The organism is Undibacterium sp. Dicai25W (genome assembly GCF_049340505.1).
GTDB lineage: Bacteria > Pseudomonadota > Gammaproteobacteria > Burkholderiales > Burkholderiaceae_D > Undibacterium > Undibacterium jejuense.
This window is the reverse complement of record NZ_JBMPOQ010000004.1, coordinates 260,568-279,138: the sequence shown is the minus strand read 5'-3', so window position 1 is coordinate 279,138 and position 18,571 is coordinate 260,568. Positions and strand designations below refer to the sequence as shown.

Annotated in this window: 18 protein-coding genes; 17 read left to right on the top strand and 1 reads right to left on the bottom strand. The window is 47.1% G+C overall.

Going from position 1 to position 18,571, the window contains the following annotated elements; all coding sequences use genetic code 11:
• Positions 1–165: 165 nt before the first annotated feature.
• From ACO0KY_RS07450 to ACO0KY_RS07430, 5 genes are all read left to right on the top strand, one after another.
• Positions 166–732, top strand: a complete 567-nt coding sequence (locus tag ACO0KY_RS07450) for a TetR/AcrR family transcriptional regulator (RefSeq protein WP_423045081.1) — start codon at positions 166–168, stop codon at positions 730–732.
• A gap of 37 nt (positions 733–769) precedes the next feature.
• Positions 770–2,938, top strand: coding sequence for a DNA polymerase III subunit gamma/tau (locus tag ACO0KY_RS07445; RefSeq protein ID WP_423045080.1), 2,169 nt, complete (start codon positions 770–772; stop codon positions 2,936–2,938).
• A gap of 81 nt (positions 2,939–3,019) precedes the next feature.
• Positions 3,020–3,346: a YbaB/EbfC family nucleoid-associated protein gene (locus tag ACO0KY_RS07440; protein WP_186911602.1), complete on the top strand. Its 327-nt coding sequence runs from the start codon at positions 3,020–3,022 to the stop codon at positions 3,344–3,346.
• A gap of 11 nt (positions 3,347–3,357) precedes the next feature.
• Positions 3,358–3,954 carry a recombination mediator RecR gene (recR, locus tag ACO0KY_RS07435; RefSeq protein ID WP_186911694.1) on the top strand — a complete coding sequence of 199 codons (597 nt, stop codon included), beginning with the start codon at positions 3,358–3,360 and terminating at the stop codon, positions 3,952–3,954.
• 78 nt (positions 3,955–4,032) lie between these two features.
• Positions 4,033–5,274, top strand: a complete 1,242-nt coding sequence (locus ACO0KY_RS07430; RefSeq protein ID WP_423045079.1) for a CaiB/BaiF CoA transferase family protein — start codon at positions 4,033–4,035, stop codon at positions 5,272–5,274.
• Positions 5,275–5,495: 221 nt separating this feature from the next.
• On the opposite strand, the gene ACO0KY_RS07425 is transcribed toward ACO0KY_RS07430, so the two are convergent.
• Complete coding sequence (locus tag ACO0KY_RS07425) at positions 5,496–6,098, bottom strand: MarC family protein (protein ID WP_423045078.1); 603 nt, start codon at positions 6,096–6,098, stop codon at positions 5,496–5,498.
• A 382-nt stretch (positions 6,099–6,480) separates the two neighbouring features.
• Here ACO0KY_RS07425 and ACO0KY_RS07420 point away from each other — a divergent pair, with 382 nt between their 5' ends.
• The 12 genes from ACO0KY_RS07420 to gspE all read left to right on the top strand — a co-directional run bounded on the left by ACO0KY_RS07420 (position 6,481) and on the right by gspE (position 18,567).
• A complete protein-coding gene (locus ACO0KY_RS07420; protein WP_423045077.1) occupies positions 6,481–6,669 on the top strand; it encodes a DUF1289 domain-containing protein in 189 nt (62 codons plus the stop codon).
• 102 nt (positions 6,670–6,771) lie between these two features.
• The gene (locus tag ACO0KY_RS07415) at positions 6,772–9,039 is read left to right on the top strand and encodes a molybdopterin cofactor-binding domain-containing protein (RefSeq protein ID WP_423045076.1); all 2,268 of its coding nucleotides are present in this window, start codon (positions 6,772–6,774) and stop codon (positions 9,037–9,039) included.
• A gap of 263 nt (positions 9,040–9,302) precedes the next feature.
• Positions 9,303–9,776 carry a type II secretion system major pseudopilin GspG gene (gspG, locus tag ACO0KY_RS07410; protein WP_423045075.1) on the top strand — a complete coding sequence of 158 codons (474 nt, stop codon included), beginning with the start codon at positions 9,303–9,305 and terminating at the stop codon, positions 9,774–9,776.
• Between the two features lie 10 nt (positions 9,777–9,786).
• The gene (gene gspH, locus ACO0KY_RS07405; RefSeq protein WP_423045074.1) at positions 9,787–10,251 is read left to right on the top strand and encodes a type II secretion system minor pseudopilin GspH; all 465 of its coding nucleotides are present in this window, start codon (positions 9,787–9,789) and stop codon (positions 10,249–10,251) included.
• 1 nt (position 10,252) lies between these two features.
• Positions 10,253–10,633, top strand: coding sequence for a type II secretion system minor pseudopilin GspI (gene gspI, locus ACO0KY_RS07400; protein ID WP_423045073.1), 381 nt, complete (start codon positions 10,253–10,255; stop codon positions 10,631–10,633).
• Entirely contained in the window at positions 10,623–11,321 is a 699-nt protein-coding gene (locus tag ACO0KY_RS07395; RefSeq protein WP_423045072.1) for a PulJ/GspJ family protein, read from the top strand. The genes gspI and ACO0KY_RS07395 overlap by 11 nt, the downstream gene beginning before the upstream one ends.
• Positions 11,321–12,415 carry a type II secretion system minor pseudopilin GspK gene (gene gspK / locus ACO0KY_RS07390; protein ID WP_423045071.1) on the top strand — a complete coding sequence of 365 codons (1,095 nt, stop codon included), beginning with the start codon at positions 11,321–11,323 and terminating at the stop codon, positions 12,413–12,415. Before ACO0KY_RS07395 ends, gspK begins: the two co-directional genes overlap by 1 nt.
• Positions 12,416–12,421: 6 nt before the next feature.
• Positions 12,422–13,678, top strand: a complete 1,257-nt coding sequence (gene gspL / locus ACO0KY_RS07385; protein WP_423045070.1) for a type II secretion system protein GspL — start codon at positions 12,422–12,424, stop codon at positions 13,676–13,678.
• Positions 13,675–14,175, top strand: a complete 501-nt coding sequence (gene gspM / locus ACO0KY_RS07380) for a type II secretion system protein GspM (RefSeq protein WP_423045069.1) — start codon at positions 13,675–13,677, stop codon at positions 14,173–14,175. The genes gspL and gspM overlap by 4 nt, the downstream gene beginning before the upstream one ends.
• A gap of 25 nt (positions 14,176–14,200) precedes the next feature.
• Positions 14,201–14,968, top strand: coding sequence for a type II secretion system protein N (locus tag ACO0KY_RS07375; protein ID WP_423045068.1), 768 nt, complete (start codon positions 14,201–14,203; stop codon positions 14,966–14,968).
• Complete coding sequence (gspD, locus tag ACO0KY_RS07370) at positions 14,965–17,133, top strand: type II secretion system secretin GspD (RefSeq protein WP_423045067.1); 2,169 nt, start codon at positions 14,965–14,967, stop codon at positions 17,131–17,133. The genes ACO0KY_RS07375 and gspD overlap by 4 nt, the downstream gene beginning before the upstream one ends.
• 3 nt (positions 17,134–17,136) lie before the next feature.
• On the top strand, positions 17,137–18,567 hold the full coding sequence (gene gspE / locus ACO0KY_RS07365; RefSeq protein ID WP_423045066.1) for a type II secretion system ATPase GspE: 1,431 nt from the start codon (positions 17,137–17,139) through the stop codon (positions 18,565–18,567).
• Positions 18,568–18,571 lie beyond the last annotated feature (4 nt).

Sequence of the window (18,571 nt, the reverse complement as noted above, 5' to 3'; positions counted from 1 at the left end):
CTCCTTGAGTTGTTCTTATGTATTAATAATGTTAATGCTAAGTTTTAAACTTAGTGTAACGTTTAAATCTTTGCCGTATGTTCGTGTTTGTAATTCGAAAAAATATAAATGAATGATGTCGCGGAATCACTAAAATCAAGGCGCAGGCCGGTGCAGCAGCGCTCAATGTTGACGCAGGGAGCAATTCTGGAAGCTTTTGTTCGGCTTTTGGTTGAGAAGGGTTATTCCAGTCTGACCATGCGCGATATCGCTTTGGTGGCAGGTGTTGGGGTAGGTACTTTGTATGAGTATTTTCCTGGTAAGAGATCGATTGCTGCGCATTGTATGCAGCAGCGTTTTTTGAATGTTGGCGTATGTATGGAGGCTTGGATAGCAGAAATGCAGGGCAGGCCATTACTTGAAGGGATGCAGTATGTGCTTGATCGTTTGATTGAATTGCACGCAAAGCAAGTTGAAGAATGGTCTGCCTTGATTTTATTAGAGAGACAAATCTCTGATAGGCGGGCTTTTAATGCTTTGTATCTTAAAATAGCGGATATTTGGGGGATGCTATTTCGCGCTAGTTGCGATCTTGATCAATATCCGGGCAAACTGCCAGAGTTGGTGCATGCGGCGGTCTATGGCGTGTTATATCAAACACTAATGTTGTCGCCCCAAAAGTTGAAAAATCCAGAATTTTCTATGCAGTTAAACGCTTTGGTGATGGGATATTTGCAAATTCCATCATGCTGATCACTTTTCCGCTTTCTGAATAGGGTAAAATCTCAGAATGTCTTATCAAGTTCTCGCCCGAAAATATCGTCCCAAAAGCTTTGAAACGCTGGTGGGGCAAGAGCACGTGGTCCGTGCTTTAACTCATGCGCTCGAGCAGCAGCGGCTGCATCACGCCTATTTATTTACAGGAACACGTGGGGTAGGTAAAACGACCCTGTCACGGATACTGGCTAAATCTTTCAATTGTGAAAAAGGTATCACTGCAAACCCTTGTGGCGTATGTGATGCTTGTACAGCAATTGATGCGGGGCGTTTTGTTGACTACATAGAAATGGATGCGGCTTCAAATCGCGGCGTCGATGAAATGGCGTCCTTGCTGGAGCAGGCGATTTATGCACCGTCGAATGCACGTTTTAAAGTGTATATGATCGACGAGGTGCACATGCTCACCAATCACGCATTCAATGCAATGCTGAAGACTTTGGAAGAGCCGCCTGAACACGTCAAATTTATTTTAGCGACGACCGATCCGCAAAAAATCCCGGTGACGGTGTTGTCGCGCTGCCTGCAATTTAACCTCAAACAAATGCCGCCTGGCCACATTGTTGGTCATCTGGAAAATATTCTCGGGCAAGAATTCATAGAATTTGAGCAACCTGCTTTGCGCTTGTTGGCGCAGGGTGCGCATGGCTCTATGCGTGACGCTTTGTCTCTGACAGATCAGGCAATCGCATATGCAGCTGGCAAAGTCAGTCTTGAAGCAGTGCAGGGCATGTTGGGAGCCTTGGATCAGTCCTATCTTATTCGCTTGCTGGACGCCTTAGCTGTCAATGATGGTAAGAGTTTGCTCGATGTTGCGGACGAAATGTCGGCAAGAAGTTTGTCTTACAAAGCGGCCTTACAGGATTTGGGTACCTTATTGCATCAGATTGCTGTTGCACAGATGGTGCCGGCTGCTGTAGGAGATGACTTGCCTGAACGCGAGCATGTATTGCGACTGGCGAGTACGTTTAGCAAAGAAGAAGTGCAGTTGTTTTATCAGATTGCGGTACACGGCCGCAATGAATTGGCTTTGGCGCCCGACGAATATGCTGGTTTTAGCATGACCTTGTTGCGTATGCTGGCATTTCGGCCTGTCGAGGGTGGGGCTTTAGTTTCAGTCAATGATGTTGGTAGCCCACCAGCGCTGAACGTCAATCGCGGAACCGTTGTGCCAGCAAACGCAACTGCTCCATCTACTCGTGTTGCAGCGCCGGGTGCGTCAGCCGCATTGTCGGTATCAACGGCTGCTAAGGCCGTGGTTACCCCAGTAAATGCGGCTGCTCCTGTAGCCACTCCTGCTAGTGTTACAAAACCTGTGAGTCCGGCAATGGCCGCTTTGGCCGCCGCACGGGCTGCAAGTGCTAAGAGTGCGGGGGCAAAACCTGCCACATTAAATCCGGAACCTCTTGAAAGAGTTGAGCCTGCTGTTGCTTCTATGGCTCCTGCCATTGATGTGCAAAAAACGCCGGCACCATTGACTCCATCAGTACCAGTCGGGAGTGATTCTACGATGGCGAGAGTCGTTCCACCTGCGCCAGTGATGAATCGTGTCGCTCCAATTACGGTGATGTCCGAGATGCAGCCAGTCGAGATGGATGACATGCCACCACCTTGGGATGAGGATGTATTTGAGGTCTCTGCGCCATCTACAGCTCCGGTAGCCAGGCAACGTCCAGCTGTGATAACTTCTCAAGCTGAAACTTTGATGGAATCCGAACCGGAGCATGTGGCCGAGATACCGACAACTGAACCTGTTAGCGCTGATCGTAGCTTATGGAGTGGCGTGGTACCTGCCCTGGAATGGGATGGGCAATGGCCAGTGCTAGCTGCTAGTTTGCCCGTACGCGGCGTGGCGCAACAATTGGCGCAGCAAAGTGAATTGATAAACTGCAGGCAGGATGGCAATGCCTTTGTATTTGAGATTCGCGTACCTTTGCCGACGCTGTTATCGGCTGGTAGCGTAGATAAACTGTCTGCTGCGCTATCGGATCGTTTCTCGAAAACCATTCGGGTGGAAACAAAAATCGGTGCGGTCGAACTCACCGCCAATGCGAGGGCGGTCGCTGAGCGTGAAGTGCGTCAGCAACAGGCAGAGCAAGCGATTCAGAGTGATTCGTTTGTGCAGACCTTAATGCGCGAATTTGGTGCTGCAATTGTGACCGGTAGTGTTCGTCCGGCTTAATGCAGATCACTTTATCTATTATTTAAACCGAATCAACCGAATTAAATTTAATTTATTCCTTTCTTTTCAGGAGATATTCTTATGATGAAAAACCAACTCGCAGGCTTGATGAAGCAAGCTCAGGCTATGCAAGACAACATGAAAAAAGCCCAGGATCAATTGGCTTTGATTGAAGTTGAAGGTCAGGCTGGCGCCGGTTTGGTCAAGGTCGTGATGACTTGCAAAAACGATGTAAAACGCGTCACTATCGATCCATCCTTGTTGGGTGACGATAAAGATATGCTAGAAGATTTGGTTGCAGCTGCTTTTAACGATGCGGTGCGCAAAGCAGAAGCGACTTCCCAAGAAAAAATGGCTGGACTGACAGCGGGTATGCCGTTACCACCTGGCTTTAAAATGCCATTTTGAGCGTCAAAAACGTGAAAAAAAGCGGTAGCCTTGAAAATCTATCTGAGGCTCTGCGCCGTTTGCCCGGCGTTGGGCCTAAGTCTGCACAGCGCATGGCGTATCATCTTCTGCAACATGATCGTGAAGCTGCATCAGCGTTGGGGCATGCGTTACTGAATGCGGTAGATCGTATTCAGCATTGCGCCGCCTGCAATACCTTTACTGAAATTGATGTTTGCGAAACCTGTCAGAATCAAGAACGTGATACACATCTGCTATGTGTGGTCGAGACCCCTGCAGATCAGATGATGATAGAGCAAACATTAACCTATAAGGGTTTGTACTTTGTCTTGATGGGGCGCTTATCTCCTTTGGATGGCATCGGACCTAAAGATATTTATCTCGATAAGCTCATCACTCGCGCTACCAATGGCACAGTCACCGAAGTCGTGTTGGCCACCAATTTCACTAACGAAGGTGAAGCTACTGCGCATTACATCAGTGAAACCTTGAAGGCGCGCGGGTTAAAAGTGAGTCGTCTGGCGCGTGGTGTTCCTGTTGGTGGCGAACTTGAGTATGTTGATGCCGGAACCATTGCGCGTGCGATGTTGGACAGACGAGCTACCTGAATCGGCTGCTCTGTTTAATGTGCGCTAAAGTTCAACTTATTCCTAAATTTATCGCAATTTTTTGTCAGGCTTATCCCTATGGCAGCGCAAAAACATGGTCCTTTGGCAGGAATTAAAGTTCTCGAATTAGGTACGCTGATTGCTGGGCCATTTTGTTCGCGAATGTTGGCAGAGTTTGGTGCTGAGGTCATTAAGATTGAATCGCCGGAAGGCGGCGATCCCATACGCCAATGGCGTGTTCTAAAGGATGGTACGTCTTTATGGTGGAGTGTTCAGGCGCGTAACAAAAAGAGCCTGAGTCTCAATATGAAAAGCCCCGAAGGACAAGAAATTGCGCGGCGTCTTGCCTTAGATGCCGATATCATCATCGAAAATTATCGCCCGGGTGTTTTGGAAAAATGGAATCTCGGTTACGAGTCCTTAAAAGCAATCAATCCAGCTACCATCATGGTGCGGCTGTCCGGTTATGGACAAACAGGGCCGATGCGCGATCAACCCGGCTTTGGGGCAATTGGCGAAGCGATGGGCGGTTTGCGCTATGTGTCGGGACATCCTGATCGTCCACCGGTAAGGGTTGGTATTTCTATTGGCGATTCTGTTGCAGCTTTGCATGGTGTGATCGGCGCAATGATGGCACTGCGGCATCGCGACGTGACCGGTGGTCGTTGGAACGGTAAGCGCGCTGATCAGTGCGTTGCGGGGCAAGGGCAGATGGTTGATGTCGCCTTGTATGAATCGGTGTTTAACTTAATGGAATCGTTAGTGCCTGAGTTTGATGTCGCTGGCGTTGTGCGCGAACGCACTGGAGGCGCTTTGCCTGGCATTGTTCCGTCCAATACGTATACAACCAAAGATGGTGAAAATATCGTTATTGCCGGAAATGGTGATGCGATTTTCCATCGTCTGATGAAGGCAATACAGCGCAATGATCTGGCGGACGATGTTCAGTTGATGCGTAACGATGGACGTGTTCCACGTACGGCTGAAATTGATGGTGCGATTCAAGTTTGGTGCGATACCCAGACAATAGACTCCGCTTTGTCAATATTGCAGGCTGCTGATGTTCCCGTCGGTAAAATTTATTCTGTGCGTGACATGCTGTCTGATCCGCAATTTTTGGCGCGGAATATGTTTGAGCAGCATCATTTTGAAGATGGCACACCCGTCAAGGTTCCAGCGATAACGCCTAAGATGTCTGAGACCCCGGGCGTTACTCAATGGTTGGGTCCTACGCTCGGTGAGCATAATGAAGAAATCTTGCAGCAACTTGGCTATACAAGCGAGCAGATTGTGGAGTTTAATAACAAAAACATCATCTGAACACACACCTAAACTACCGTGGGGGAGTAGATGATGGAGTTTAACTGACTTATCTAACTGGCCGGAATGGCTGAGGCGTGAATATGAATCGACAGCATCTGAAACAGTTTTTAATCGCGCTTGTTTTATTTTTATTGGGCTATTTTTCGTTTAATCACAATTTGTTTGCTGCGGAAAAGGATTCCTTATTCCCGCAGCAAACAACTCTTACAGGTTCATCATTAGACCAGTGATTTAATATATTCCCTGATGCCTGTAAGCAGCATTTCAATCGACATGGCTGCAAGGATTAAGCCCATCAGGCGTTCAAACGCTGTCATGACTTGGGCGCCCAAAACGCGTTGCATGCGTTCTGCGCCAAGCAGAACAACCAGCCAGACAATTGCGACTGCGGTTAATGCGCCAAGATGAACTAAGATCTCTGAACTGTTATCAGAAGAAAATAATAAAACGGTCGCAAGTGAGGATGGTCCCGCCAAAGCAGGAATAGCCAGAGGCACGATAAAAGGTTCGTGATTTTCCTCGGTGCCACCAAAGACGCCACCTTCCTGAGGGAAGACCATGCGCAGCGCAATTAAAAACAAAATGACGCCGCCGCCAATGCGTATGGATACTTCTGATAACTGCAACGCAGTTAAAAAGCTTTTTCCAAAAAACATAAATAACAGTAGCAAAATGAATGCAATCGCGCATTCGCGTACGATCACACGCCAGCGGCGTTCGGGTGAAACGTGGGATAAGGCACTCACGAAGATTGGAACGTTGCCGAAAGGATCCGTTACTAAAATCAACAGTATCAGTGTCTGCAAAAAATCTTTGGCCATGAATTTCTTTTTCTAAAAACGGTGAGCCAGCGGCTATTCAGATGTGAATGCCAGTATCAGCATTGCATCACTCGGACTCATCATTGGTGTTGATCGTGATAGGGGGCAAATTTTGACGCAAAATAAGAGGAAAATAATTTCGTTTATTGTCAAAAATACCGTAAAAATAAGCATATTGCAGCAAAAAAACTGCCATTTTCGTGCTTAAAGCTCGTTAATGTCAATTATAGTGCATCTTAGTGCTGACTAACGAAATGCATTACTGAACGCAGCGCGAAGAATTAGCGTTATTATCTTGCACGTCAAGACGCGAACGATCGTCTTATTTTAAAGTGCGGGTTGATAATTCGCATGTCGAATCAGAATTTTTATGGTATCTCATATGGACAAAGCGAGCGAGCGCCCCGATACGCCTTGTGTTGCGGTTTGTTCTACAACTTTTGATGACGTATGTCGTGGTTGTGGAAGAACGGTGGCCGAAGTGGCAGAGTGGGTGTTTATGAATCAGGAGCAAAAAGAAGTTGTGTGGCAAAGGATACTTGCTGAAGGTTATCCGCGGCGAAATAAATAAAAAAGTGATGAGTTTGTTCCTTTTTTTTGTGTGCAGAATTCGGGTTGGAATAAAAGCAGAGTGAAGTTTAAATAAAAAAATGCATTAAACGGAGACTTGAGAATGACAGAAGAAAAAAAATCAGGAAGGCGTCGCTTTATCTTGGGAGGTCTCGGCGTCGCAGGTGCGCTGATCGTCGGTTGGGGTTTTATGCCACCGCGTCAACGTCTGCATGGGGCGCATGACCTGCCCGTTGATCAAAATGAAATCGCCTTAAATGGTTGGATCAAAATTGCTAAAGATGGCATGGTCACAGTCGCTTTGCACAAAAGTGAAATGGGGCAGGGAATACATACTGCCTTGCAAATGTTAGTGGCTGAAGAGTTAGATGTCGCCATATCGCAGACAAAGACGATGGCGGCACCTATCGATAAAATTTACGGCAATGTAGCTATGTTGGCAGATGGTTTGCCGTTTCATCCGGATGATAACGGCACAATCAAGCATATTGCGCAATGGATGACCTCTAAAACCGCGCGCGAACTTGGATTGCAAGTCACTGGTGGGTCGTCTAGTGTTAAAGATGCGTGGTTGCCAATGCGTGAAGCTGGTGCAACGGCGCGTGCAATGTTGGTTGCCGCAGCGGCAAAAGAATGGTCTGTGCCGACCAGTGAGTGTCATACTGAAAACGGCGTTGTTTTACATTCTTCTGGTAAAAAACTCTCCTACGGTGAATTGGCTGCAAAAGCAGTTGAATCGCAGCCAGGTGTTGTAAGTTTAAAAGATCCTAAAAATTTCCGCATCATTGGTCGTCCGCAAGCGCGAACAGATACGACGGCGAAGGTAAATGGTACTGCACAGTTTGGTATTGATGCACATCCTGAAGGGATGGTCTATGCAGCATTGAAATTGAGCCCGACAATTGGCGGCAAGATCAAGCGTATCGATGCTAAGTCAGCATTGGCAATGGCGAATGTATTAAATGTGATTGATCTCTCCAAATCGCTGGATGATCGTTCGGTTTCTGGCGTTGCTGTGGTGGCTAAATCTTACTGGGAAGCCAGAAAAGCAATAGACGCCGTTGTTGTTGATTGGGATGCAGGAGCGCATAGTCAACTTTCAAGTGAAACCGTGTTTAAAGAGCTGGCGCAAAAACTTGATGCCGAGGCTGGTTTTACTTATTACCAGCAGGGTGATGCAGAGGCGATGCTTGCTTCAAAGGCAGCGACAAAAACGATCTCAGCAGAATATCGGGCGCCATTTCTTGCGCATGCAACGATGGAGCCGATGAATTGCACTGCGCAATTTAAGAATGGTCAATTGGAGCTGTGGGTATCGACGCAAGTGCCAAGCATTGCTGTCGACGTAGCTGCGAAATTGGCCGGAATTTCTGCGGAAAAAGTGCATTTGAATATGTGCTTCTTAGGTGGTGGCTTCGGTCGCCGTCTGGAGGTGGATATGGTGTTGCAAGCTGTGGCGATCGCCATGCAGACTAATGGTTTGCCAGTCAAGTTGATCTGGAGTCGCGAAGAAGACATGGCGCACGACATGTATCGACCTGCAGCGATGGCGCGTTTTAATGCTGCGCTGGATGACAAGGGTAATGTCGTTGCTTACCGGAATAAGTCGGCTTCTGGTTCGGTAACACATCAGGTTTTGCAGCGCACTTTCGGTGTTCCAGGGGCAGGGCCTGATAAGACAACGGCGGAAGGCGAGTTTGATATGCCTTACCAATTTGCGAATCAAAAAATTTCTCATGTGATTGTACCGACACCAGTGCCACTGGGTTATTGGCGTTCGGTGGGGCATTCTCACAATGCTTTTTTTAAAGAAAGTTTTATTGATGAGTTGGCTCATGCTGCTGGTAAAACACCGGTTAGTCTCCGACGCGAACTGTTGAGTAATAACCGACGTCACCTGGTAGTGCTGGATGCGGCGATGAACAAAGCGGGGCAAGCACCTAAAGGGCGTGCGCACGGGATTGCTTTGCACCGTTCATTTGGTAGTATCGTAGCGCAGGTGGCCGAGGTCTCTGTGCAAAACGGACAAATTCGCGTGCATAAAGTCGTTTGTGTCGTTGACTGTGGGATTGCCGTCAATCCAAATATCATTACTCAGCAAATGGAATCGGCGATTGTATTTGGTCTGAGTGCTGCGCTACATGGCGAAATAACGATTAAAGAGGGTAAGGTTGCCCAAAGTAATTTCCATGACTATGCAGTGCTGCGTATGAATGAGGCGCCACAAATTGAAGTCGAAATTATCAAAAGTGCAGAACCGCCCGAAGGAATAGGTGAGCCAGGCGTACCGCCAATTGCGCCGGCGGTGGCTAACGCGGTGTTTGCTTTGACCGGTCAGCGCTTACGAAGTTTGCCATTGAAATTAGCTTAGTCTGTGGCGTCAATTTGTAACATTGCGTGGACGCTAATAGATACTCTGGATGAGTATATTTTTTTGCTCTTATATTGTCCTTACAAAATGCTGATTGTAGATTGAATATTCTAAATTTATGGGGGAGTATCGTCACTTATGGTTTTTTTTGTTATTTTTAAGTAACAAATACTAGGTATGCTATATTCCCGATTTATACTTCCGTGCGCACTAAGTACCGGCTGATGTGGCTTATTTAAATTTCATTTTTAATAGAAGCGTTTATGTTGAATTCTGAATCTATTGCAGTATCCGCGTCCTACACCCACCAGAAGCGCCAACGCTCGCGTGGTTTCACATTGATCGAGATTATGGTTGTTGTGGTAATTATGGGAATCTTAGCTGCGTTGGTAGTGCCAAAATTAATGGGTCGTACCGATGATGCGCGTATTGCTGCTGCAAAGCAGGATATTTCTACCCTCATGCAGGCATTGAAGTTGTATCGTCTTGATAATCAACGCTATCCAACAACAGAGCAGGGCTTACAAGCTTTGATTTTGAAGCCGAGCTCTGGTCCGGCTGCAAATGGATGGAAAACCGGTGGTTACATCGATAAGTTGCCAAAAGATCCTTGGGGTAATCCTTATCAGTACCTTTCGCCTGGGCTGAAGGGTGAAGTTGATGTGTTTTCTTATGGTGCTGACGGTCAGGCTGGTGGTGTTGGAAATGATGCTGATATAGGTTCCTGGGACTTATAAAGTCGGACACATGAAAACCCGACGCCGCAGGCAACACGGCTTTACGCTTCTGGAGTTGCTCGTAGTAATGGTAATTGCTGGAGTGATGCTTGGTGTGGTCAGTTTTAATGCTATGCCGAGCCAGCGGCAGCGATTAGAAAATGACGCTAAGCGTATTGCGTTGCTATTGCAGTTGGCACGAGATGAAGCTATTTTGCGCAATACACCGGTGGCCTTTGATGCTGATCAATACGCTTATCGATTTCTGGTACGTGAGGACAGGGTGTGGTCGCCGCTCAAGGATGATATGTTGCGCGAGCGTGATTTTGAATTGTCGCCTGTCGAGTTGCATATTGAACCTGCCCAAAATCAGGCTGGCGTCAGAATTATTTTTGGACGCGAACCAGTTGATAAGCCCTTCGTGCTGACGCTTAAAGTGCCTGATGGCAGTGTCAAAATTTCGGCTGATGGTATCGGTCATTTTTCAGTGGAATAAGATGCACCTGAACATTTCTCGTCAATCTGGATTTACCTTGCTTGAAGTTTTGGTAGCATTGGTGATCGTTGGGACAGCATTGGGGGCGAGTTTGCGTGCTGTTGGTAGCCTCACTCAAAACAGTAACGATTTGCGCGTCTCCTTGATGGCAACCTGGTCTGCAGAAAATCGTCTGGCGCAAATTCGTCTGGCGCGTGAATGGCCGCCTTTGGGAGATAGTAATTTTGATTGTCCACAGGCCGACTTGCATCTGGTATGTGAAGAACATGTTATTGCCACGCCAAATCCCTCTTTCCGACGCGTCGAGGTACTTGTGTTCGAGAACAATAAACCTGATCGACGCATCATCAAATTGACGCAGGTGGTTCCGAATGCACTGTAAGTCGCGGCGCTTTAGTCAAATTACCGGGTTCACTTTAATTGAGTTGCTGGTGGCAATTACCATTTTGGGAATAGTTGCCGTACTCGGATGGCGTGGATTAGATTCTATCGTTCGCGCCCGCCAGACTTTAAACGGTGAAATGGATCAGACACGTGGAATTCAAATTGCGTTTGCGCAGATAGAAAATGATTGTGCTCATGTGATGGACGCTAATATGCTGCCGGGAAACAGCGTATTAACCGCTGCGGGCAGTAAGTTAATGATCATTCGGTCTGTGTTCGAAGATAACCTTCCAATACGTTTTCAGGTGGTTGTTTATAACGTGGTTGATGGCGTACTTTCCCGGCGTGAATTAAGCCCCACTCGCGAGACAGTAGTGTTATTCGCTCAATGGCAAAGTGCTGCCGAAGATTTAGATGGGACGCCTTCAATACCGTTGCAAAGCAAAGTAGAGTCTTTTTCTCTGCGTACCTGGAAAGTCGGGGAAACCGGCTGGCGCATGAATGGCGACAATGTGGTGAATGCTGGTGATACGGCAACTTCTGTGAACCCTGTCATTCCACCTAATCCTGCAAACCCTTCGGGTGCAAGTGCAAAGAGCGCGACCTTGGCAGGCGTTGAGGTTTCTATGCAGGTACAAGGTCGTGAAGCTCCTATGATGAAAATTTTCTTGTTAGGGGCAAATTGATGCGCGAATTGATTCAATCTACCCGGCAACTTGATCCTCGCTATCCAATGCGACAAACCGGTGTCGCCGTTGTTACCGCGTTGTTGTTGACTACGTTGGCTATCACTATTGTTGCTAGTTTATTCTGGCAGCAACAAGTGCAGGTTCGTTCAATTGAAAATCAGCGAATGCAACTGCAGAAAAAATGGATTTTACGCGGTGCGATTGACTGGGCACGATTGATTTTGCGTGAAGATGCGCGCCATTCAACAGCAGATTATCTGGGTGAGCCTTGGGCGGTAAAACTCGAAAACACACGCCTTGATCAATATGTGGAAGATGGAAGTACCGATGCTAAGGACAGTGATGCAACACTCTCAGGTCAGATCGTCGATGCGCAAGCATCCTATAATCTGAATAACCTAGCCACCAATGGTAAGGTCGATCCAAGAGAGATTGCAGTCTTTTCGCGATTATTGACCAATCTGCATCTGCCCGGTGGGTTGGCAGCCACTGCTGCAACCGCCATTGCTCAAACTCAACCAAAATTAGCGCAAGCCTTAAATCCTGATTCCACTGGTGCAGCTACTAGCACGAGTAATGGAGCAACTCCTCCTGCAAACAATCCTGTCAATAATCCTGCCAGTGGTGCGGTCGAGACAAATACGACATCCTCTAGTAGTAATACTTCAGTACAATTCTTGCGATTTACTCAAGTTGATGATTTACTTGCGGTTCCGGGATTTACGCCGGATATGTTGAGGAGCTTGCGACCCTATGTCGTCGTTTTGCCCAGGACCGGTGGAATTACGCCAGTGAACGTAAATACCGCGCCAGCTGAGGTAATTTCTGCAAGAATCGATGGTGTAAGTATGGGAGACGCAGCACAAATGATTGCAAGTCGGGATACTGCTTTTTTTGCAAATGCCGCGGACTTTACGCATAGATTTAGTGATAAAACAAAAAATATTGGCCCTTCAGACGTTGATATTAAAACGGGGTTTTTTATAGTAAACGGAAAAGTAAAGATGAGTCGCTCTGCACTAGATGTCAGTGCGTTGGTGTCGAGAGCGACTGATGGAACAACAACGGTACTTTGGGTAAGAGAAAATTAAAAAATAATGGCAAGCACACTCTATATTTCTTTGCCCTCAAGGGTGGCGGTTCAAGCGAAACCCGATTGGCTTTTGCAAGTGCTGCCTTTTGCTTTGTTCTCAGCAGAAGGTCAGTTGTTACAGCAAGGCCATAAAAATTTTACAGAATTAAAATCTCTGGCTTCCGGTGCGCGCCAACTGAGCTTGCTTTTTGCAGCGAGCGACGTCAGTTTGCTGAGCACCCAAGTACCGCCTATGTCTGCCGCGAAATTTAAGATGGCACTTCCGAATTTGCTGGAAGAGCAGATCGCTGGTGATCCCTCTGACGCAGTTTTGGTTGCGAGTCCTGTTGCTGATGGTGTGGCCACCATCGCCGTTGCTGATCGCCATTGGGTTGAACAATTGGCGGCAATGGTAAAAGATTGGCCAGTGAAGAAAATTACCGCGTATCCCGCACAACTTGCGATCGCCATTACAGGTGAGCCTCAACAGGCCGTGGCAGTTTTAGAACGCAAGGATGGCGCCTTGAGCTTGTTGTTGCGCCAAGCTTCACTCCAGGGTATGGGTTTAAGTCTGGCAGAGGATGAGCAGGAAAATGCGATCAGTATGCTAGGCATGCTTGCGCTAGATTCTCATGTAGATTTGTATGTCACCGCAAGTGAAGTCGATAGCTATCAGGCAAGTCTCAAACAACAAAATTTGGGTGAGCGTTTCGCTGTTCAGCCAATTGGGTGGGGAGTCAGAGTCGGTGGTATCAATGCGCAGACACCGGATTTAATGTCTGATATATCCGATATTCATAAGCCTGCCATCGATTGGTCGCGTTGGCGTTGGCCTTTACGTCTGATGGCAATGATTTTGCTCGTCAATATTATTGCACTAAATCTCGAATGGTTTAGTTTGAAACGGTCTGCAAAAAGCTTGAATGACGCTTTAGTTCAGACATATAAAACCAGTTTTCCGAAAGAGACAACGATTCTTAATCCGCTCGAACAAATGCGTCAGAAAGTGAACCTCACAAAAAAAATGGTGGGACAATTTGCTGCCGATGATTTTGTCGTCTTGTCTGCTCAGTTTTCGCATGTGTGGGACAGAGTGATGGTTGGCAAGCCAACGGCGATTGTGTCCATTGAATATAAAGAGCATGGTTTGGAAGTGAAAGTAAAATCAGTTGCTGCTATACCGGTGGATCAGTTGAAAGCGGCATTGGCAGAGCAATCTATGCGCTTAAAAATCACCTCTGATGGTGTGTTGCATGTGACTCAGGGCGAGGTGAAAGAATGAAACATCAATTAGTCCAACAATTTGAATTGTTTTGGAGTGAGCGCGATCAGCGTGAGCGCAAAATGTTGTCTTCTGCTGCCGTCGTCATCGTTTTGGCTTTGGTGTATCTTATATTCTTAGATCCCGCCATCAGCGGTCGGCAAAAATTGCAAACGCAAATACCTGTATTGCGGCAGCAAGTGGCTGAAATATCGGCCCTAAGCGGTCAGCAAATGAAATTAGCCGCCAGTTTGTCGCAGATCGTTGAGCCAGTGACGAAGGAAATTGTCGAAGCAAGTTTGTCGGCTCGCGGTATCAAAACACAGTCACTCAGTGTAACGGACGATATTGTCAGAATTCAAATTCAGACAGTGGCTTATTCTAATATGATGGATTGGTTGCTTGAGTCGCAACGAGCATCAAGGCTGACTGTAGAGGAAGCGAAAGTTGTGGCTTCACCAGAAAACGGACAAGTATCGGTCGTTTTAATTCTGAAGCAGCAGCGCGGTGGGCTGTAATATGGTGTCTTCGGGTTCGGTTTCAATGAAAATTGTCTGGGTAGTGATTGCGATTCTAAGTGTTATTGGCACAGTGTTTTGTTTTCTTCCAGCTAGTTGGATGGGCGTGTTGATAGAGCGCCAGACTCAAGGGCGCTTGAGTCTGTGTGATGTACAGGGTTCTTTTTGGAATGGTTCTGGTTTTGTTGGCGTTGCGGCGGGAATTAATGATCCAGTGACGCCATTGTTTCCGGGACGTTTCTCCTGGAAAATTTCACCCTTAATTTTATTGACGCAGTTAGATATGGAATTGCAAAATTCGCAGGTTTTATCCGTTCCTGTGAAGCTTACTGGTAATTTTTCTGAGTGGCATGTAAGCCCATCCGTGTTAGTTTTACCGACTGAAAGATTGGAAGGTTTAGGCGCGCCGCTTAATACGATAGGGCCGTCCGGTAAATTGCATTTGTCGTGGAATAATTTGCAGTTCGTCAGAGATGGTTCGATATTGAATGCGCAGGGGCAATTGCAATTAAATCTCTCAGAAATGGCGTCAAAGTTATCGCCAGTGAGACCCTTGGGTAGTTATAGAATGGCTTTTGATTTGCAAGGAACAAATGCAGATATCAATTTGGTCACGGAAGCTGGGCCAATGATGCTGAGTGGGAGTGGTGCCCTAAAGGCGGGCCACTTTCAGTTCTCGGGCAAAGCCTGGGCACAAGAAGGACAAGAAACAAAGTTGGCAAATTTGTTGAATTTGCTGGGGCAACGCCGTAAAGACGGCGACAAGGATGTCATCGCGTTAGAGTTCAAATGAAAACATTTCCATTAAAAAGCAAGGCAGCTATGATCCGCAATTCCTTCCGCAAACCACTGCATCACTTTTCCGCGATCACTGGTGCGGCTGTGTTGAGTGCAGGTTGTATTTTTAGTGCTGCAGCCCTGGCGCAGGCGCCAGACAAGAATACAGCTGATTTAAATTTTGTTGGTGCTGATATCGAATCCGTCGTTAAAGCTATCGGGCACTATACAGGGACCACTTTCATTATCGATCCTCGCGTAAAAGGACAGGTTAATCTGGTTTCCGAAAAACCGCTGACGAAAGATCAGGCGTTTAAGCTACTTACTTCGACTTTACGTTTGCAAGGCTATGCAGTGGTTTATGCTGACGGATATTACAAGGTTGTCCCGGAAGCAGACGCAAAATTGCAGCCAGGACCAACGCAATCGATACAGAATGAGAGAGGGGAGCCAGTTAAAGGGGATCAGGTAGCAACACAAATCTACCAATTGAATTATGAATCTGCGGCGAATATTGTGACGGTATTGCGTCCTCTGATTTCGCCAAATAACACTATCAATGCAAACCCAGGTAACAATACCGTCGTTATTACAGATTATGCAGATAATCTAAAGCGGCTGAATAAAATTATTGCTGGTTTGGATGTGCCTGCAACCGTTGATTTGGATGTCATTCCAGTCAAGCATGCAATGGCGACTGATATTGCGGCGATGGTCAGCAAGTTGACTGAAAATAACGCGGGTCCTGCAGATGCCGGAAAAGCAGTGTTGATGGCCGATCCGCGTACTAATTCATTGTTGCTTCGTGCACCTTCTCAAGCGCGGGCGAATTTGATTAAATCCCTGATCACTAAACTTGATCAGCCTACTGCCTTGCCCGGCAATGTTCATGTTGTGTACTTGCGTAATGCGGAAGCTGTGAAATTGGCGCAAACACTGCGCTCTATCGTTACTGGCGATACCAGTGAGCCACAATCCAATAGTGGCTTATCAAATACAGGATCATCACCAAATGCTAATACTGGTTCTGCACAAAATGGCTTTAGTATTGGCGGAAACAGCACAGGTACGAGCAGCGGCTCGTTACCCATTAGCAGCACTAGTAAATCTGGTGGTGGCGGTAACAGCGCAGCGGGATACATACAAGCGGATGCGGCAACGAATACACTCATTATTACGGCCAGCGAAGCGGTTTATAAAAACCTGCGTACGGTCATTGATCAGCTTGATGCTCGTCGGGCACAGGTATATATCGAAGCATTGATCATTGAAGTTAATGCTAATAAAGAAAATGATTTTGGCGTTCAATGGGCGGGTCTGTCGGGGAACTCGAATAGTAGTTACCGTGTTGGCGGCGGTAGTATTTTTTCTACCGGTAGCAATAACCTCGCAAACTTAGCGACGAGTTCGTCTCTTCCAAGCAATGGTTTGTCTCTCGGAGTTTTCAAGCAAATTGGTGGTAAATTGACTCTTGGTGCATTGGCTCATATGGTCGATAGTGGTGACGGAACAAATATCTTGTCGATGCCAAATCTGGTTACTTTGGATAACGAAGAAGCAAAAATTATCGTTGGCCAAAATGTCCCATTTATCACTGGTCAATTTACAACTTCCGCAGCTACGGGTTCCGCTGGGGTTAATCCATTCCAAACGATTGAACGTAAAGACGTCGGTTTAAAGCTCACTATCAAGCCTCAAATTTCTGAGGGTGGTACAGTGAAGCTTGCCATATATCAAGAAAGTTCAGCGGTGGTCGCAAGTTCTGCTACCAATCCATCTGGTCCAACAACAACGCAACGTTCGATTGCCACTAATGTGTTGGTTGAAGATGGTTCGATTTTGGCTCTGGGCGGTTTGATTTCTGACACCGTTGGAGATACAACAGAAAAAGTGACAGGTTTAGGTGATATACCGATTATCGGCAATTTATTTAAGTATCAAACGGCAACTCGCAATAAAACAAACTTAATGGTGTTCCTGCGCCCGACGGTGATACGTTCTGCTGAAGATAGTAATAACGTTTCCGTTGATCGTTATGACTACATGCGTACGCAGATGCCAGTGCCAAAAGGCGGCAGTGCCGCTGCCTTGTTACCAGAAATGGAAAAGGGCAAACTGATGACGACGCCGATGACGATTTCGGTTCCGGTGTCGAAGACGAATAATCCAGAAAGTAAATAAGCCATGTTAGAAAACCGCTTGTTGCCGTACGGGTTTGCGCGTGATTTTATGGTACTTGCAAGTCGCGATACGTCCTTGCCTGACGCACCGGTTGAAATCTCTGTTTCACAAAAAACAGCGCCGGCAGCTATTGCTGAGGTTGGTCGAAAATTTGGAAAAATCAAGCTTAATGTGCTCACTCCTGAAGCACTCAACGACTTGATCGCAAAAGCTTATGCGGGTTCTGGTGGCGATGCAGCTGATGTCGTTGGTGAAGTTGAGTCTGATCTTGATTTGGCAAAATTGATGCTGGATATGCCCGCAATCGAAGACTTGCTTGAGTCCGCAGATGATGCTCCAGTCATCCGAATGATTAATGCCTTATTGACGCAGGCTTTGCGTGATGGCGCATCAGATATTCATATTGAGCCGTTTGAGCAAATTTCAGTTGTTCGTTTCCGTGTCGATGGTTCTCTGCGTGACGTGGTTCGCCCACGTAAAGCGATTCATGCCTCCCTGATCTCTCGCATCAAAATCATGGCGCAGCTGGATATTGCCGAGAAGCGTTTGCCGCAAGATGGTCGTATTACACTGCGTATCGGTGGTAAGCCGGTGGATGTACGGGTATCAACTTTGCCGACTGGTCACGGCGAGCGTGCTGTATTGCGTTTGCTGGATAAAGAAGCGGGGCGTCTTGATCTCAGTAATTTGGGGATGAGCGATGATGTGTTGCAGAGTTTTGATAAACTGATTTCGCAGCCCCACGGTATTGTGTTGGTGACCGGACCTACTGGGTCTGGTAAAACCACGACGCTTTACGCGGCTTTGTCACGCGTGAACGCAGGTACAACCAATATTCTGACGGTCGAAGATCCAATTGAATATGAGTTGGCTGGTGTAGGGCAAACGCAGGTTAATGCGCGCATTGATATGACGTTTGCGAAAGCCTTGCGTGCCATTTTACGTCAAGATCCTGATGTCATTATGATTGGTGAAATTCGCGATCTTGAAACGGCGCAAATCGCGGTTCAAGCGTCGTTGACTGGCCATTTGGTGTTGGCGACCTTGCATACTAATGATTCTGCAGCTGCGGTAACACGCTTGCTGGATATGGGTATAGAACCCTTCCTGCTGTCTTCCTCCTTGCTCGGTGTAGTAGCTCAGAGACTCGTGCGTAAATTGTGCGTACATTGTCGTCGTGAGGAGGGCGGAAGATGGCATGCCGTCGGTTGCGAACATTGCGGACACACAGGCTATCAAGGGCGTCTGGGGGTGTATGAGCTGTTACAGACCACTGAAGAAATTCGCGCACAAATTCATCACCAAGCTTCTGAGGCTGAGATTCGGGCCGCTGCCCAGCATAATGGCATGAAAACCATGCGCGAAGACGGTGATCGTTGGATTAAAAGCGGTGTGACAACGCAAGAAGAAGTATTGCGCGTAACTAAGGAATAGAGAC

Bases quoted from the DNA above. Each gene is read 5' to 3' on its own strand.
- ACO0KY_RS07450 (WP_423045081.1), top strand. From the start codon at position 166: ATGTTGACGCAGGGAGCAATTCTGGAAGCTTTTGTTCGGCTTTTGGTT.
- ACO0KY_RS07445 (WP_423045080.1), top strand. From the start codon at position 770: ATGTCTTATCAAGTTCTCGCCCGAAAATATCGTCCCAAAAGCTTTGAA.
- ACO0KY_RS07440 (WP_186911602.1), top strand. From the start codon at position 3,020: ATGATGAAAAACCAACTCGCAGGCTTGATGAAGCAAGCTCAGGCTATG.
- ACO0KY_RS07430 (WP_423045079.1), top strand. From the start codon at position 4,033: ATGGCAGCGCAAAAACATGGTCCTTTGGCAGGAATTAAAGTTCTCGAA.
- ACO0KY_RS07425 (WP_423045078.1), bottom strand. From the start codon at position 6,098: ATGGCCAAAGATTTTTTGCAGACACTGATACTGTTGATTTTAGTAACG.
- ACO0KY_RS07420 (WP_423045077.1), top strand. From the start codon at position 6,481: ATGGACAAAGCGAGCGAGCGCCCCGATACGCCTTGTGTTGCGGTTTGT.
- ACO0KY_RS07415 (WP_423045076.1), top strand. From the start codon at position 6,772: ATGACAGAAGAAAAAAAATCAGGAAGGCGTCGCTTTATCTTGGGAGGT.
- gspG (WP_423045075.1), top strand. From the start codon at position 9,303: ATGTTGAATTCTGAATCTATTGCAGTATCCGCGTCCTACACCCACCAG.
- gspH (WP_423045074.1), top strand. From the start codon at position 9,787: ATGAAAACCCGACGCCGCAGGCAACACGGCTTTACGCTTCTGGAGTTG.
- gspI (WP_423045073.1), top strand. From the start codon at position 10,253: ATGCACCTGAACATTTCTCGTCAATCTGGATTTACCTTGCTTGAAGTT.
- ACO0KY_RS07395 (WP_423045072.1), top strand. From the start codon at position 10,623: ATGCACTGTAAGTCGCGGCGCTTTAGTCAAATTACCGGGTTCACTTTA.
- gspK (WP_423045071.1), top strand. From the start codon at position 11,321: ATGCGCGAATTGATTCAATCTACCCGGCAACTTGATCCTCGCTATCCA.
- gspL (WP_423045070.1), top strand. From the start codon at position 12,422: ATGGCAAGCACACTCTATATTTCTTTGCCCTCAAGGGTGGCGGTTCAA.
- gspM (WP_423045069.1), top strand. From the start codon at position 13,675: ATGAAACATCAATTAGTCCAACAATTTGAATTGTTTTGGAGTGAGCGC.
- ACO0KY_RS07375 (WP_423045068.1), top strand. From the start codon at position 14,201: ATGAAAATTGTCTGGGTAGTGATTGCGATTCTAAGTGTTATTGGCACA.
- gspD (WP_423045067.1), top strand. From the start codon at position 14,965: ATGAAAACATTTCCATTAAAAAGCAAGGCAGCTATGATCCGCAATTCC.
- gspE (WP_423045066.1), top strand. From the start codon at position 17,137: ATGTTAGAAAACCGCTTGTTGCCGTACGGGTTTGCGCGTGATTTTATG.